The 13,703-nt window shown below is 68.1% G+C and carries 13 protein-coding genes; 3 read left to right on the top strand and 10 right to left on the bottom strand.

What is annotated here, in order from left to right; all coding sequences use genetic code 11:
* The first annotated feature begins 1 nt into the window (after position 1).
* A complete protein-coding gene (locus tag WFK98_RS19245) occupies positions 2 to 400 on the top strand; it encodes a YciI family protein (RefSeq protein WP_336801341.1) in 399 nt (132 codons plus the stop codon).
* Positions 401 to 412: 12 nt separating this feature from the next.
* Here the strand turns inward: WFK98_RS19245 and deoA are convergent, their stop codons facing one another.
* From deoA to WFK98_RS19210, 7 genes are all read right to left on the bottom strand, one after another.
* Positions 413 to 1,723, bottom strand: a complete 1,311-nt coding sequence (deoA, locus tag WFK98_RS19240; protein ID WP_336801340.1) for a thymidine phosphorylase — start codon at positions 1,721 to 1,723, stop codon at positions 413 to 415.
* Positions 1,724 to 1,921: 198 nt separating this feature from the next.
* Positions 1,922 to 2,740, bottom strand: coding sequence for a purine-nucleoside phosphorylase (locus WFK98_RS19235; RefSeq protein WP_336801339.1), 819 nt, complete (start codon positions 2,738 to 2,740; stop codon positions 1,922 to 1,924).
* Positions 2,740 to 3,165 (bottom strand): cytidine deaminase, encoded by a 426-nt coding sequence (gene cdd / locus WFK98_RS19230; protein WP_266336802.1) that lies wholly within the window; start codon positions 3,163 to 3,165, stop codon positions 2,740 to 2,742. Before cdd ends, WFK98_RS19235 begins: the two co-directional genes overlap by 1 nt.
* A 1-nt stretch (position 3,166) precedes the next feature.
* Complete coding sequence (locus WFK98_RS19225) at positions 3,167 to 4,135, bottom strand: ABC transporter permease (RefSeq protein ID WP_266336801.1); 969 nt, start codon at positions 4,133 to 4,135, stop codon at positions 3,167 to 3,169.
* Between the two features lie 9 nt (positions 4,136 to 4,144).
* Positions 4,145 to 5,272: an ABC transporter permease gene (locus WFK98_RS19220; protein ID WP_336801338.1), complete on the bottom strand. Its 1,128-nt coding sequence runs from the start codon at positions 5,270 to 5,272 to the stop codon at positions 4,145 to 4,147.
* A 193-nt stretch (positions 5,273 to 5,465) separates the two neighbouring features.
* Complete coding sequence (locus WFK98_RS19215; RefSeq protein WP_442907458.1) at positions 5,466 to 7,004, bottom strand: ABC transporter ATP-binding protein; 1,539 nt, start codon at positions 7,002 to 7,004, stop codon at positions 5,466 to 5,468.
* A 246-nt stretch (positions 7,005 to 7,250) separates the two neighbouring features.
* The gene (locus WFK98_RS19210; protein ID WP_336801337.1) at positions 7,251 to 8,243 is read right to left on the bottom strand and encodes a BMP family lipoprotein; all 993 of its coding nucleotides are present in this window, start codon (positions 8,241 to 8,243) and stop codon (positions 7,251 to 7,253) included.
* Between the two features lie 348 nt (positions 8,244 to 8,591).
* On the opposite strand from WFK98_RS19210, the gene WFK98_RS19205 reads away from it, so the two are divergent.
* Positions 8,592 to 8,987, top strand: coding sequence for a methylglyoxal synthase (locus WFK98_RS19205; RefSeq protein ID WP_266336798.1), 396 nt, complete (start codon positions 8,592 to 8,594; stop codon positions 8,985 to 8,987).
* A 48-nt stretch (positions 8,988 to 9,035) separates the two neighbouring features.
* Positions 9,036 to 10,073: a glucokinase gene (gene glk, locus WFK98_RS19200; RefSeq protein ID WP_266336797.1), complete on the top strand. Its 1,038-nt coding sequence runs from the start codon at positions 9,036 to 9,038 to the stop codon at positions 10,071 to 10,073.
* Between the two features lie 250 nt (positions 10,074 to 10,323).
* On the opposite strand, the gene WFK98_RS19195 is transcribed toward glk, so the two are convergent.
* The 3 genes from WFK98_RS19195 to WFK98_RS27400 all read right to left on the bottom strand — a co-directional run bounded on the left by WFK98_RS19195 (position 10,324) and on the right by WFK98_RS27400 (position 13,523).
* Positions 10,324 to 10,551: a DUF2442 domain-containing protein gene (locus WFK98_RS19195; protein WP_336801336.1), complete on the bottom strand. Its 228-nt coding sequence runs from the start codon at positions 10,549 to 10,551 to the stop codon at positions 10,324 to 10,326.
* A gap of 99 nt (positions 10,552 to 10,650) precedes the next feature.
* Positions 10,651 to 13,104, bottom strand: coding sequence for an ATP-dependent helicase HrpB (gene hrpB / locus WFK98_RS19190; protein WP_336801335.1), 2,454 nt, complete (start codon positions 13,102 to 13,104; stop codon positions 10,651 to 10,653).
* A 269-nt stretch (positions 13,105 to 13,373) separates the two neighbouring features.
* Positions 13,374 to 13,523, bottom strand: coding sequence for a GIY-YIG nuclease family protein (locus tag WFK98_RS27400; RefSeq protein ID WP_442907466.1), 150 nt, complete (start codon positions 13,521 to 13,523; stop codon positions 13,374 to 13,376).
* Positions 13,524 to 13,703 lie beyond the last annotated feature (180 nt).

Raw genomic sequence — 13,703 nt, 5'->3', positions numbered from 1 at the left:
GATGCAGTTTGCCTGTCTGGTCTATGTCGACAGCGACGCGATGGCGGCGCTCTCGAGCGAAGAGCAAGCCCAACTCACCGACGAGACGATCGCCCAGGACTGGGCGCTGCGCCAGGCGGGCCGGCTGATCCTGGCGCGGCCGCTGCAGGCGCCGACAACCGCCGCCATCGTGCGCGTGCGGGCGGGGCGCGCCACCGTCACCGACGGCCCCTTCGCCGAGGCCAAGGAAATGCTCGGCGGCTTCCTGATCATCGAGGCGGATGACCGGGATCAGGCGATCGCGGTCGCCAAGGCCTCGCCCATGGCGCGGATGGGCAGCATCGAGGTGCGGCCGATCCTGGTCCAGACGCACAGCGTGACGGGAGAGGGACGGCCGCCCGCCCTCTCGCCCGCCGGATAGGCGACGGCGAAATCAGCCGTCGACGCGTTCGTAGACCGTCGCGGTGACTTCGGGGCGGCTGCCGAGGCGGTAGGCGGCGCGCAGCAGCCGGGCGGCATGCTCGGCCTCCGCCTCGCTGCGGGCGTGCACGCGGGCAAGCGGCGTCTGCGCATCGACCCGCGTTCCCATGCCGGCGAGACCGGAGAAGCCGACCGAGAGGTCGATCGGGTCGCTGGCGACGCGGCGGCCGCCGCCGAGCTCGATCACGGCGATGCCGACGGCGCGGGTGTCGATCGCCGCGACATGGCCATCCCCCTCGGCCAGCACGTCGCGGACGACCGCCGCCTTCGGCAGGTAGTCGTCGACGCGCTCGACGAAATCGGCGGGGCCGCCGAGGCCGGCCACCATGCGGCCGAAAATCTCGGCCGCATGGCCGGAGGCGATCGCCGTCTCGATGCGGTCGCGCGCGGCGCTGACGCCATCGGCCCGGCCGGCGGTGATCAGCATTTCGGCGCCGAGCGCCACGGTGATCTCGTGCAGGCGCGGGTCTCGCGCCGCGCCGGTGAGATAGTGAACGGCGTTGCGGACCTCGAGCGCGTTACCGGCGGCCGACGCCAGCGGCTCGTTCATGTCGGTGATCAGCGCCGTCGTCCGCACCCCCGCGCCGTTCGCCACCTCGACCAGGCTCTTTGCCAGCGCGCGGGCGTCAGCGTGGCTGGCCATGAAGGCGCCGGTGCCGGTCTTGACGTCGAGGACGAGGCCCTGCAGGCCGGCGGCGAGCTTCTTCGACAGGATCGAGGCGGTGATGAGCGGGATCGACTCGACCGTCGCGGTGACGTCGCGGATGGCGTAGAGGCGCTTGTCGGCGGGCGCGAGATCCGCCGTCTGGCCGATCACCGCCGTGCCGCATTCCTTGACCACCTTGCGGAACAGGTCGAGGTCGGGCTGGCTGCGATAGCCGGGGATGGAATCGAACTTGTCGAGCGTGCCGCCGGTGTGGCCGAGGCCACGGCCGGAGATCATCGGCACATAGACGCCGCAGGCCGCCACGGCGGGCGCCAGCATCAGCGAGACATTGTCGCCGACGCCGCCGGTCGAATGCTTGTCGACGACCGGTCCGTCGAGCTCGGACCAGTCGAGCACCGACCCGGAATCACGCATGGCGAGCGTCAGCGCCACCGCCTCGTCCCGCGTCATGCCACGGAAGAAGATCGCCATGGCGAAGGCGGCGACCTGGCCCTCGGAGACAGAGCCCGAAGTCAGGCCCTCGACCATGAAGCGGATCGCCTCGGCGGGCAGCACCTCGCCCTCGCGCTTGGCGCGAATGATTTCCTGCGGCAGCATCGTTTTGCTTTTTCCTCCCTTACCGATACGCGTCCAGCCATGGTCACGGATCGCACGAATTCTCACCTCTCCCATGGGGAGAGGTCGACGGCCAAAGGCCGGCGGGTGAGGGGCTGCGATCTCTCCGGAGAAGCCTGCCCCCCTCACCCGGCCCTGCGGGCTGACCTCTCCCCATGGGAGAGATGGAGGCCCTCTTCGTCAGTCCTCCAGATCCCTGAGGAACCGGCGGATGATCTTCTCGAGCTTCTTCGCGCCGAGGGGAGCCATCTCCTTAGTCTCCTCATGCGACAGCTCGCCCGCCGCCATGCCGGCGCCGAGATTGGTGATGTTGGAGACGGCGGCGACACGGAGCCCGAAGAAGCGCGCCAGGATTGCCTCCGGCACGGTCGACATGCCGACGGCGTCAGCGCCGAGGATGCGCGCCATGCGGATCTCGGCCGGCGTCTCGAAGGACGGGCCGGAGAACCACATGTAGACGCCGCTCTCCAGATCGATCGCCTCGCGCTTGGCGGCGCGCTCCAGGCTCGCGCGCCAGACGAGATCATAGGCGGTCGACATGCCGACGAAGCGGGCGTCGGTCTCCTCGCCGATCAGCGGGTTGCCGCCGGAGAAATTGATGTGGTCGACCAGCATCATCAGCGAACCCGGCCCCATTTCGGGCCGGAGCGAGCCGGCGGCATTGGTCAGGATCACGCCCTCGCAGCCGAGCGCCTGCAGCATGCCGATGGCATTGCGCATGACGCCCGCATCGCCGGATTCATAAAAGTGCGAGCGGCCGGAGAAGACGAGCACGTCGACGCCCTCGAGCCTGCCGGCGACAAGCGTGCCGGCATGGGCCGAGACTTTCGAGAGGGGCATGCCGGGCAACTCGGCATAGGGGATGCGGACGGCGTCGACGACCGCGTCGGCCAGCGGGCCAAGGCCGGAGCCGAGCACGATGCCAAGGCGATAAGGCGCATCGCGCCGCTCGCGCACAACGGCGGCCGCGGCGCGGCCGTCGTCCCGGAGCGCCGACATCAGAACCGCTCGTCCATGGAAAAGCCGGCCGGCAGCAGCTCGGCCATGGTGAAATCCTGGCCCTTGCCGGTCGGGTCCGAACAATGGATCTGCGTCTTCGGATGCGAGAATTCCTTCAGCCGCTGGCGGCAGCCGCCGCAGGGCGTGCAGACGATGCCGCCATCGACGCGATCGGCGACGACGACGACGGCCGCGATGCGGCGGCCCTCGCCTGGCACACCGGCGGCGATCATCTGGCCGATCGCCGAGGTCTCGGCGCACCAACCCTCGGGATAGCTGGCGTTCTCGACATTGGCGCCGACATAGACGCTGCCGTCCTCGGTCAGCACCGCCGCGCCGACCATGAACTTCGAATAGGGCGCATGCGCGTTGATGCGAACGGCCTGGGCTCGTTCGAACAGGTCCGCCTTGATCTGGTCGTCCATTCTAGCGCTCCTTCACATAGGGTACGCCGCCGGCCTTGGGCGGGATCGCCTTGCCGATGAAGCCGGCGAGCAGGATGACGGTCAGGATGTAGGGCAACGCCTGGATCAGCTGCACCGGCACTTCGCCGATGCCCGGCAGGATGATGCCCTGCAGGCGGATCGAGGCGGCGTCGAGGAAGCCGAACAGCAGGCAGGTCAGAAGCACGTTGAGCGGCTTCCACTTGGCGAAGACCAGGGCGGCGAGTGCGATATAGCCCTTGCCGGCCGACATCTCGCGGATGAAGCTCGCCGACTGCGCCACCGACAGATAGGTGCCGGCGAAACCCGCGAGGATGCCGCAGCAGATCAGCGCGCGGTAGCGCAGCCAGGCGACAGAGATGCCGGCCGTGTCGACGGCGCCGGGGTTCTCGCCCACCGCGCGGACGCGGAGGCCGAAGCGCGTGCGGTAGAGCACCCACCAGGTGAAGGGCACCGCCAGGAAGGCGAGATAGACCAGGATATTCTGGCCCGAGATCAGCCCGGAATAGATCGGCCCGAGGACCGGAATCGGCGCGATATCGGCAGCGAATGGCAGCGTGATCTCGGTGAAGCGCGCCGAATTGGGCAGTTGCGGCGTGCGGCCACCCTGGCCGAACCAGGCATTGCCGAGCAGGATCGTCAGGCCGGAGGCGATGAAGTTGATCGCGACGCCCGAGATGATCTGGTTGCCGCGCTGGGTGATCGAGGCGAAGCCGTGCAGCAGGCTGAGCAGCACGCCGGTCAGGATGCCGGCGAAGAGCCCGAGCCAGGCCGAGCCGGTGACGGTCGCAACCGAGGCGGCGGAGAAGGCCGCGAACAGCATCTTGCCTTCAAGACCGATGTCGAAGATGCCGGAACGCTCGGCATAGAGGCCGGCGAGGGCCGTGAAGATCAGCGGCACGGAAAGGCGGACCGTGGCGGCGAGAATCTGGATCAGATCGGCGAAGTCCATGATCGCTCCTCAGGCCGCGCGGGCGGCCGGGGCCGCCGCCTTGGGTTTGGGCGCGAAAAGCGCGATCAGGGCGGGGCGGAACATGTGCTCCAGCGCGCCGGCGAACAGGATCACCAGGCCCTGGATCAGGATGATCACCTCGCGCGAGATGTTGGGCATGTCGAAGGCGAGCGCCGCGCCGCCCTGGTAGAGCACGCCGAACAGGATCGAGGCGATGATGATGCCGACCGGATGCGAGCGGCCCATCAGCGCGACCGCGATGCCGACAAAGCCGGCGCCGGCGGGGAAATCGATCTGCAGCTTGCCGGCGTCGCCCATCACCGGGTTCAACGCCATCATGCCGGCGAGACCGCCGGAGATCAGCATGGTGACGACGACGGTCTTCACATAGGGAATGCCGGCGTAGACCGCCGCCGTGGCATTGGTGCCCATGGTGCGGATCTCGTAGCCGAAGCGGGTGCGCCAGATCAGCAGCCACACCGCGAAGGCCGCTATCAGCGCGATCAGGAACGAGACGTTGAAGGGCGCCGCGCCGATGTCGAGGCCGAACACCTGCATCAGCCAGCCGAGCTTCGGCAGCTGGCCGCCTTCCTCGAACAGACGCGTCTGCGGCGACATGTTGCCGGGCTGCTTGATGACGTTGACCAGCAGGTAGACCATCAGCGCAGCGGCGATGAAATTGAACATGATCGTCGTGATGACGATGTGGCTGCCGCGCTTCGCCTGTAGCCAGGCCGGGATGAAGGCCCAGAGTGCGCCGAAGGCGAAGGCGCCGGCCGTCGCCACCACGGCGGTGATGTACCAGGGCATGATCCGGTCCAGCGCCAGCGCGCCGAAGGCGACGCCGAGACCGCCGAGATAGACCTGGCCCTCGCCGCCGATGTTGAACAGGCCGCCATGAAAGGCGACCGCGACCGCGAGGCCGGTGAAGATGAAATTGGTGGCGTAGTAGAGGGTGAAGGCGATGCCCTCGCCATCGCCGAGCGCGCCCTGGACGAGGTATTTCACCGCCTCGATCGGGTTCTCGCCGATGAACAGCACGACGAGGCCGGAAAGGGCGAAGGCCACGGCGACGTTGAGAAGCGGCAGCAGGCCAAAATTGACCCAGCGCGGCAGGGTTCCGAGTGGGACGCTCATGGGTGTGCTTCCGGGTGGTGGGCCGTGGTGGTAGCTGCACCTCTCCCAGAGGGAGAGGTCGACGGCAAAGCCGGCGGGTGAGGGGTTGCGATCTTCCCGGTGAGGCTTGAACCCCGCACCCGGCCCTTCGGGCCGACCTCTCCCCGTGGGAGAGGTGAAAGCAGCAGCCGTTCGCGAGATGCGACAAACGCCATCACTCCGCCGCCTCCCGGCCGATGCCGGCCATCATCAGGCCGATCTCCTGCTCGTCGGCATGGGCGTCCGGCTCGCCGACGATGGTGCCGGCGAACATGACGAGGATGCGGTCCGACAGCGAGCGGATCTCGTCGAGCTCGACCGAGACGAGCAGGATCGCCTTGCCCTGGTCGCGCAGCGCGACGAGCCGCTTGTGGATGAACTCGATGGCGCCGATGTCGACGCCGCGCGTCGGCTGGCCGACCAGCAGGCAGGCCGGGTCGCGCTCGATCTCGCGCGCCAGCACGATCTTCTGCTGGTTGCCGCCGGAGAAATTCGCCGTCTTCAGGCGCGGATCGGCCGGGCGGATGTCGTATTTCTCGATCTTCTCGACCGCATCCTTGCGGATGGCGTCGATGTCGAGGAACGGGCCTCTCAGATATTTCGGATCGTCCTGGTAGCCGAGGATCGAGTTTTCCTTCTCCTCGAAGGCGAGCACCAGGCCCATGTGGTGCCGGTCCTCCGGCACATGGGCGAGGCCCTTCTTGCGCAATTGCGCCGGGTCGACATGCTCGACCGGCTCGCCGTTCAGGAGGATGCGGCCGGACGACGGCTTGCGGATGCCGGCGATCGCCTCGAGCAGCTCCGACTGGCCGTTGCCGGCGACGCCGGCGATGCCGACGATCTCGCCGGCGCGCACCTCGAACGAGACGTTGTCGACCATGGTGACGCCGCGACCGTCCTTGACGGTCAGGTTCTCGACCGCGAGCACGACCGGGCCGGGCTTCGCCTCGCTCTTCTCGACGCGCAGCAGCACGCGGCGGCCGACCATCAGCTCGGCCAGCTCCGGCATGGTGGTTTCGGCGGTCTTGCGGGTCGCGACCATCTCGCCGCGCCGCATGACCGAGACGGTGTCGGTGATCGCCATGATCTCGCGCAGCTTGTGCGTGATCAGGATGACGGTTTTGCCCTGCGCCTTCAGCTGCGCCAGCATCTTGAACAGGTGATCAGCCTCGGCCGGGGTCAGCACGCCGGTCGGTTCGTCGAGGATCAGCACCTCGGCGCCGCGATAGAGCGCCTTCAGGATCTCGACCCGCTGCTGCTTGCCGACGGGGAGTTCCTCGATGATCGCGTCCGGGTCGACGTCGAGCCCGTATTCGCGCTCGATCTGCTGCAGCGCCTTGCGCACGGCGGTCTCGCCGCCCTTCAGCAGCGCGCCGCCCTCGACGCCGAGCATGACGTTTTCGAGGACGGAGAAATTCTCGACCAGCATGAAGTGCTGGTGGACCATGCCGATGCCGGCCCGGATCGCGGTCTGGCTGTCGGTGATGCGGATCTCCTTGCCATCGACCAGGATCTGGCCGCTGTCGGCATGGTAGAAGCCGTAGAGGATCGACATCAGCGTCGACTTGCCGGCGCCGTTCTCACCGATGATGCCGTGGATCGAGCCCTTGGCGACGGAGAGATGGATGTTCTTGTTGGCGTGGACCGGCCCGAAGCGCTTGTCGATGCCGACAAGCTCGATGGCGGGCGTTGCATCCAGGGTCGAAGCTGTCATTCAGGGGCCCCGAAACGGCTGCGCCTTCGCGCGAAGGCGGCCGAACCAATCATCGCCGTGACCGGATCCGGGGCCGGACCTCCGTACCCGGCGCGGAGCCGCTGCTCCACCGGGATGCCCCTTGTCCGGCGTCGCCGCCGCCCTCAATGCCGAGAGGAACGACCGCGCTTCCGGCCGCATGGATCGAAGAGCCGCGACGCCGGATCGCTCCGGCATCGCGGCCTTTGTCTCAGGAGAGGCGCGGGCTTAGCCCGGGCACTTCTCGTCGGTCATGTAGTTGTGCACCTTGACGGCGCCCGAGATGATGTCGGCCTTGGCCTTCTCGACGGCGGCCTTCATGTCGTCGGTGACGAGCGGCTTGTTGTTGTCGTCAAAGGCCCAGTCCACGCCGCCTTCCTTCAGGCCGAGCTGCTGGGTGCCGGCGGTGAACTTGCCGTCCTTGACGTCGGCATAGGCGTTGTGCACGGCGACGTCGACGCGCTTGACCATCGAGGTCAGGATCTTGCCGGGGTGCAGGTGGTTCTGGTTGGAATCGACGCCGATGCCGAGCTTGCCCGCGTCGACGGCCGTCTGCAGCACGCCGAGGCCGGTCGCGCCGGCAGCGGCGTAGATCACGTCCGCACCCTGGTCGATCTGCGACTTGGCGAGTTCACCGCCGCGAACCGGGTCGTTCCAGGCGGCGCCCGTGGTGCCGGTCATGTTCTGGAACACTTCGGTCGCGCCGGCCGCCTTGGCGCCCTGGACGTAGCCGCAGCCGAACTTGCGGATCAGCGGGATATCCATGCCGCCGACGAAGCCGACCTTCTTCGATTCCGACTTCAGGCCGGCGAGCACGCCGACGAGATAGGATCCCTCGTCCTCGGCGAAGACAACCGAACGAACGTTCGGCGCGTCGACGACGGAGTCGACCAGCACGAACTGGGTATCCGGGAATTCCTTCGAGACCTTGGCGATGGCGTCGGTCCAGGCGAAGGAGAGCGCCACGACCGGGTTGTAGCCGCGCTTGGCGAAATTGCGGATCGCCTGCTCGCCCTGGGTGTCGTTCTGCGGCTCGAAATCCTTGTAGTCGATGCCGGTCTCTGCCTTGAACTTCTCCGAGCCGTTGTAGCCGGCTTCGTTGAAGGACTTATCGAACTTGCCGCCGGTGCCATAGACGATGGCCGGCTTGACGTCAGCCGCCGAGGCCGCGCCCGTGGCCATGAGCGCAACGACGGCCGCCCCGATGAACTTACGGATCATGATGCTAGCTCTCTCCTCTTGAAGCCAATTCGACCGGCGTTTCCCGCCCGGCCGAGAGTTCCCCTGACGCCGCGGCCAAGCGGCGGTTCCTTTTTCTATTTCGCACGGGGACCGGCAAATTTCATGCGCTTTCTTTATTCAGGCCCCGTCGATCCGCCACCCCTGCAAACGAGACGGATCCTGACTCTCAGATTATGCGGCGACATTTTTTTATACAACTGATCAAAGAAACGCCGACCCGCGGATGCCCCAATCAAATTGTCGCCCTGCCTCACTTTCGGCTTTTCCTCGGACCCCGATTTTTCTATCACTGGCGGACCGGTCCGGACGACCGCATGGAGACTGCCAATGACGATCCGCCCGGCCCTGGCGCTGGTTGCCCACGACAAGAAGAAGGACGATCTCGTCGCCTTCGCCGTCTCGCACCAGAACAAGCTTGCCGAATTCGATCTTTACGCCACCGGCACCACCGGCAGCCGCATCCTCGCCGCCGCGCCCGACCTGCCGGTGACACGGCTGAAGAGCGGGCCGCTCGGCGGCGACCAGCAGATCGGCGCCCTGATCGCCGAAGGCCGCGTCAAGGGCCTGATCTTCTTCGTCGATCCCCTGACGCCGATGCCGCATGACGTTGACGTCAAGGCGCTGATGCGGCTTGGTGCGCTCTACGACATCCCGATGGCCCTGAACCGGGCCACGGCCGACCTTCTGATCGCCCACCCCGACGCCTTTCTGCAGACCACCTGACGCCTGCCTCGACCTCTCCTGCGACCGCTCAGCCCAGACCAAGGCACCATGACCACGACAACACCGAGCCGCGCCTTCGTTCCGTTCCCGACGCTGATCGGCGACATCGGCGGCACCAATGCCCGCTTCGCGCTGGTTCCTGACGAGACGGGCCGGGTCATCCGCTTCCCGACGGTGCTGACGGCCGATTTCGCCACCATCGACGACGCGATCGCCGCCGTGCTGCCGCCGGACGTGACGCCGCATTCGGCCGTGCTGGCGCTGGCCGGGCCGATCCAGGGCGACCGCGTGCCGCTGACCAATTGCCACTGGGTGGTGGAGCCGAAGCGCATGATCGCCCGCTTCGGCATCGACGAGGTGATCCTGCTCAACGATTTCGAGGCGCTGTCGCTGTCGCTGCCGGCGCTCGCCGGCGACGACCTGGTGTCGATCGGCAGCGGCGCGCCGCTCGCCAATGCCGCCCAGGTGGTGGTCGGCCCCGGCACGGGCCTCGGCGCCGCGGCGCTGATCCACGCCAACGGCGCCTGGCTGCCGGTCCCCGGCGAAGGCGGACATATCGACCTCGCCCCGGTGAGCGCGCGCGACTTCGCGATCTGGCCGCATATCGAGCGGCCGCACCAGCAGACCGATCCGTTCGCCCGCATCGAGGGCGAGACGCTGCTTTGCGGCAGCGGCCTGCTACGCCTCTACCGCGCCGTCGCCTCCGCCAATGGCGTGGCGCCGCGCTTCGACGATCCCTCCGGCATCACCGCGGCGGCGATCGAGCGCTCCGACGCCGTGGCCGAGGAGGCGCTCGAGCTCTTCTGCGTGCATCTCGGCCGGCTCGCCGGCAATCTGGCGCTGGTCTTCATGGCGCGCGGCGGCGTGTTCCTCGCCGGCGGCATCGCCGCCAAGATCGCGCCCTTTCTAGCCGAGAGCGGATTTCGCGAGGCCTTCATCGACAAGGTTCCGCATGGCGCGCTGATGGACCGGATGCCGACCTCGGTCGTCGTCCATCCCGAACCGGCGCTGGCCGGCATCACCGCCTATGCCCGCCACCCCGACCTGTTCGGCGTCGTCACCGAAGGCCGCCGCTGGCACAAATAGGCGGCAACCGGCGAAGCCCCTCACCCAACCCTCTCCCGCAAGCGGGCGAGGGCTTTTGGCCGCCTCAGGCGGAGAGCACCCGGACTCCGTCATCCTCGCGAAGGCGAGGATCCATGCCGCCTGAGCCCAGGGAAGCCCGAACCGTTCTCTTGCGACGACAACCCGGATGAATGGATCCCCGCCTTCGCGGGGATGACGCGAGCGTGGGACAGTGTCCTGCGCCCATCGGGAAGGTCTCCCGCGAAAAGCCTCAGCTGATGCGCAGCAGGCTCGCGATCTCGATGTCCTCACCGAGGTCCGGCCAGTGGATCGCCTCGCCGCGACCGGTCAATCGCCAATTCTCGCGCTCGGCGCGGGTGGCGCCGACGAGGCGGGGAAACCAGTCGATCGGGGTCGCCAGTTCGCGGCCATCGGCGAGGCTGACCAAGAGCGCATCCCTGGTGACGGCCGCATCGATGGCGACGGGATCAATCTTCATGGTCGTTCCTTTCCACGGCGGCCGGGATGATTCGGATCTGTCCAGCATGCCCACAGCAGCATGGCGATTCCGAGTCCCTCAACGCGCCCTGTTGGGACGTCACGTCCCGCGCGGCTTGGCGCGCGCCGTCGCCTGCGCGGTCAGCGGGTCATCCGGCCAGACATGCTTGGGATAGCGACCGCGCATGTCGGAGCGCACGTCCTTCCACGACCCGCGCCAGAAACCGGGCAAATCCTTCGTGATCTGGATCGGCCGGTGGCCGGGCGACAGCAGCGTCACCGTCACCGGCACGGCGCCATCGGCAACGGCCGGGTGGCGATCGAGACCGAACAGTTCCTGCACCCGGATTTCCAGCACCGGGCCGTTCTCGTTCGAATAGTCGATCGGCACGCGCGAGCCGGATGGCGCATCGAAATGGGTCGGCGCGAGGCGATCCATCTGCGCGCGCCTGGCCCACGGAACGAGGCTTACCAGCCCCTCATGCAGGATGCCCGGCGTCACCGCGTCGAGCCGGCGCTTGCCACTCAGAAACGGCCCCAGCCAGTCTGCAAGCGTTTCGGCCAGCGCTTCATCCGAGACATCCGGCCAATCATCACCGAACCGCGCATGCAGGAAGGCAATGCGGGCGCGGAACTGTTCGGCCGTCTTTTCCCAGGGCAGGTCAGCGACGCCGCGCCGGCGGATTTCGGTGAGCAGCGCCGCCTGCACCGCCGCGTCGGAAACCTTGCCGCTGGCGCGGTCGGCGAGAACCAGCCGGCCGAGCCGTCGCACGCTGCGGCCACGGACGGAACCGGTCTGCGGATCGAAGGCGACGCCCTCCTCCTCGGTGATCAGGCTGGCGAAATTCGCCTCGATCTCGGCGAGCGTGATTGGCGCCGCCGTCAGGATGCGGGCCTTTTCCGCCGCGCCCTGCAGGCTGGCGATCGCGAGGAAGGGTTCGCGCGACAGGGCATCGGACGCTTCGAGAACGCCGCCACGGCCATTCGCCATGACAAAGGCGCCCGGCGCGCCGCGCGCCATGGCGATGCGATCCGGGAAGGCGAAGGCGGTGAGCAGACCAGCCTCCTCCGGGGTATCGCGGCCGTCATCGGGCCGCGCGCCGACATCGCGCGCCCAGCGCGAGGCGAGCTGCAGCGAATCCCGGCTCCTGGGATCGCGGGCGGCATAGAGCCGGCGCAGCCGCTCGCGCAGGTCGGTGTCGTTGCCACCAAGACCGGTTTCGGACAGCACGGCGGCGATAGCGCCGGCAAGCCCGCCGAGCCCAAGCTCCGCCCCCTTGCGCAGCATGTGGCCGAGGCGCGGGCTGACGGCAAGACGCGCGAGCGCCTCGCCCTCCCGGGTCAGGCGGCGATCGGCGTCGAGGGCGTCGAGCCGGGAGAGCAGCGCGACGGCTTCCTCCCAGGCCGGCTTCGGCGGCGGATCGAGGAAGGCGAGCTGACCGGGATCGGCGACGCCCCAGTTGGCGAGATCGAGCACCAGCGGCGCCAGGTCCGCCTCCAGCATTTCCGGCCTGTCGAATGGCGCGAGCGCCGCCGTCTGCCCCTCCTCCCAGAGCCGGTAGCAGACGCCGGGCTCGGTGCGGCCGGCGCGGCCGCGCCGCTGGTCGGCCGAAGCGCGCGAGACGCGACGGGTTTCGAGCCGGGTCAGCCCCGTCGCCGGCTCGTAGATCGGCGCGCGGGCAAGACCTGAATCGATGACAACGCGCACGCCCTCGATGGTGAGCGAGGTTTCGGCGATCGAGGTCGCCAGCACGACCTTGCGCCGGCCCAGCGCGGCGGGTCGGACGGCGCGGTCCTGCGCGGAAAAGTCGAGCGCGCCATAGAGCGGCGCGATCTCGACATCGGCCCCGACACGCCCCTCCAGCCGCTCGGCAACGCGGCGGATTTCCGCCTGGCCGGGCAGGAAGACGAGCAGGCTGCCGGCCTCGGCGGCGAGCGCGCGGCGCACCGCGTCGGCGACGTCGTCCTCGATGCGGCGGGCGGGATCGCGGCCGCCATGCCGGGTCTCGACCGGGAACATGCGGCCGAGGCTTTCGACCACGGGCGCGTCGCCGAGAAGCCGGGCGACGCGGGCGCCGTCGATCGTCGCCGACATGACGAGGAGGCGCAGGTCCTCGCGCAGGCCGGCCTGCGCGTCGAGCGCCAGCGCCAGGCCGAGATCGCCATCGAGGCTGCGCTCGTGGAACTCGTCGAAGATGACGGCGGCAACGCCGTCGAGCGCGGGGTCGTCGAGGATCATGCGGGTGAACACGCCCTCGGTGACGATCTCGATCCGGGTCTTCGCCGAGACCTTCTTCTCCAGCCGGACGCGGTAGCCGACGGTCTGGCCGACATCCTCGCCGAGCGTCTCGGCCATGCGGCGGGCGGCGGCGCGGGCGGCGAGCCGGCGCGGCTCCAGCATCAGGATGCGGCGATTCTCCCGCCAGGGCGCGTCGAGCAACGCCAGGGGCACACGCGTCGTCTTGCCGGCGCCGGGCGGCGCCACCAGCACGGCGCTGTTTCCGCGCTCCAGCGCGGCTTTCAATTCGGGAAGGGCATCGTCGACGGGCAGCATGGCTGCCGTCATAGAGGGGGATGGGCGTTCGTGCCAGTGGGGACAAGGTTCTCGCGAAGATGCGGCTGGAAAGGCGGAGCGCGCGATCAACATGGATCCCTGCTTTCGCAGGGATGACGGCGAGGGTGGGACTACAACGAGATCTCGCCGTAGAGATCGAGCCAGTCCGGATTGGCACGTTCGATCAATTCAATCTTCCAGTCCCGCTTCCAAAGCTTCATCTGCGTTTCGCGACGGATGGCCGATTCCATTGTGTCATGCACCTCGAACTAAACCAGCGTCTTGATCCCGTAGCGACGCGTGAAGCCCTCCAGCAAACCTTCCCGGTGCTGCCAGATCCACTGAGGCAGATTGCTTGTCACGCCGATGTAGAGCGTTCCATTTCGGGCACTGGCGAGGATGTACACGCAAGGTGTCATGCACCCAAGATTGCACGACCCATCCTCGCCGTCATCCCTGCGAAAGCAGGGATCCATGGCCGGTTCACACGCGGACGCAACCGGGATGACCGCAAGGGCAAGCCGTGTCTCGCCGCCTACAGCCACCCCCAAAAACAGAAAAGGGCGCCGCGGGGGCGCCCTTTGAAATCGTCGGGAGGG

Source organism: Kaistia sp. MMO-174 (genome assembly GCF_037147815.1).
GTDB classification, from domain to species: Bacteria; Pseudomonadota; Alphaproteobacteria; order Rhizobiales; family Kaistiaceae; genus Kaistia; species Kaistia nematophila.
Note: the sequence above shows the minus strand (reverse complement) of the source record. Positions and strands in the feature narration are given on the sequence as shown.

Coding starts and splice junctions, on each gene's coding strand:
- hrpB (WP_336801335.1), bottom strand. CDS start 13,104: ATGCTGCCCGTCGACGATGCCCTTCCCGAATTGAAAGCCGCGCTGGAG.
- WFK98_RS19195 (WP_336801336.1), bottom strand. CDS start 10,551: ATGAAGATTGATCCCGTCGCCATCGATGCGGCCGTCACCAGGGATGCG.
- deoA (WP_336801340.1), bottom strand. CDS start 1,723: ATGCTGCCGCAGGAAATCATTCGCGCCAAGCGCGAGGGCGAGGTGCTG.
- WFK98_RS19225 (WP_266336801.1), bottom strand. CDS start 4,135: ATGGACTTCGCCGATCTGATCCAGATTCTCGCCGCCACGGTCCGCCTT.
- glk (WP_266336797.1), top strand. CDS start 9,036: ATGACCACGACAACACCGAGCCGCGCCTTCGTTCCGTTCCCGACGCTG.
- WFK98_RS19210 (WP_336801337.1), bottom strand. CDS start 8,243: ATGATCCGTAAGTTCATCGGGGCGGCCGTCGTTGCGCTCATGGCCACG.
- WFK98_RS19205 (WP_266336798.1), top strand. CDS start 8,592: ATGACGATCCGCCCGGCCCTGGCGCTGGTTGCCCACGACAAGAAGAAG.
- WFK98_RS19220 (WP_336801338.1), bottom strand. CDS start 5,272: ATGAGCGTCCCACTCGGAACCCTGCCGCGCTGGGTCAATTTTGGCCTG.
- WFK98_RS19235 (WP_336801339.1), bottom strand. CDS start 2,740: ATGTCGGCGCTCCGGGACGACGGCCGCGCCGCGGCCGCCGTTGTGCGC.
- WFK98_RS27400 (WP_442907466.1), bottom strand. CDS start 13,523: ATGACACCTTGCGTGTACATCCTCGCCAGTGCCCGAAATGGAACGCTC.
- WFK98_RS19245 (WP_336801341.1), top strand. CDS start 2: ATGCAGTTTGCCTGTCTGGTCTATGTCGACAGCGACGCGATGGCGGCG.
- cdd (WP_266336802.1), bottom strand. CDS start 3,165: ATGGACGACCAGATCAAGGCGGACCTGTTCGAACGAGCCCAGGCCGTT.
- WFK98_RS19215 (WP_442907458.1), bottom strand. CDS start 7,004: ATGACAGCTTCGACCCTGGATGCAACGCCCGCCATCGAGCTTGTCGGC.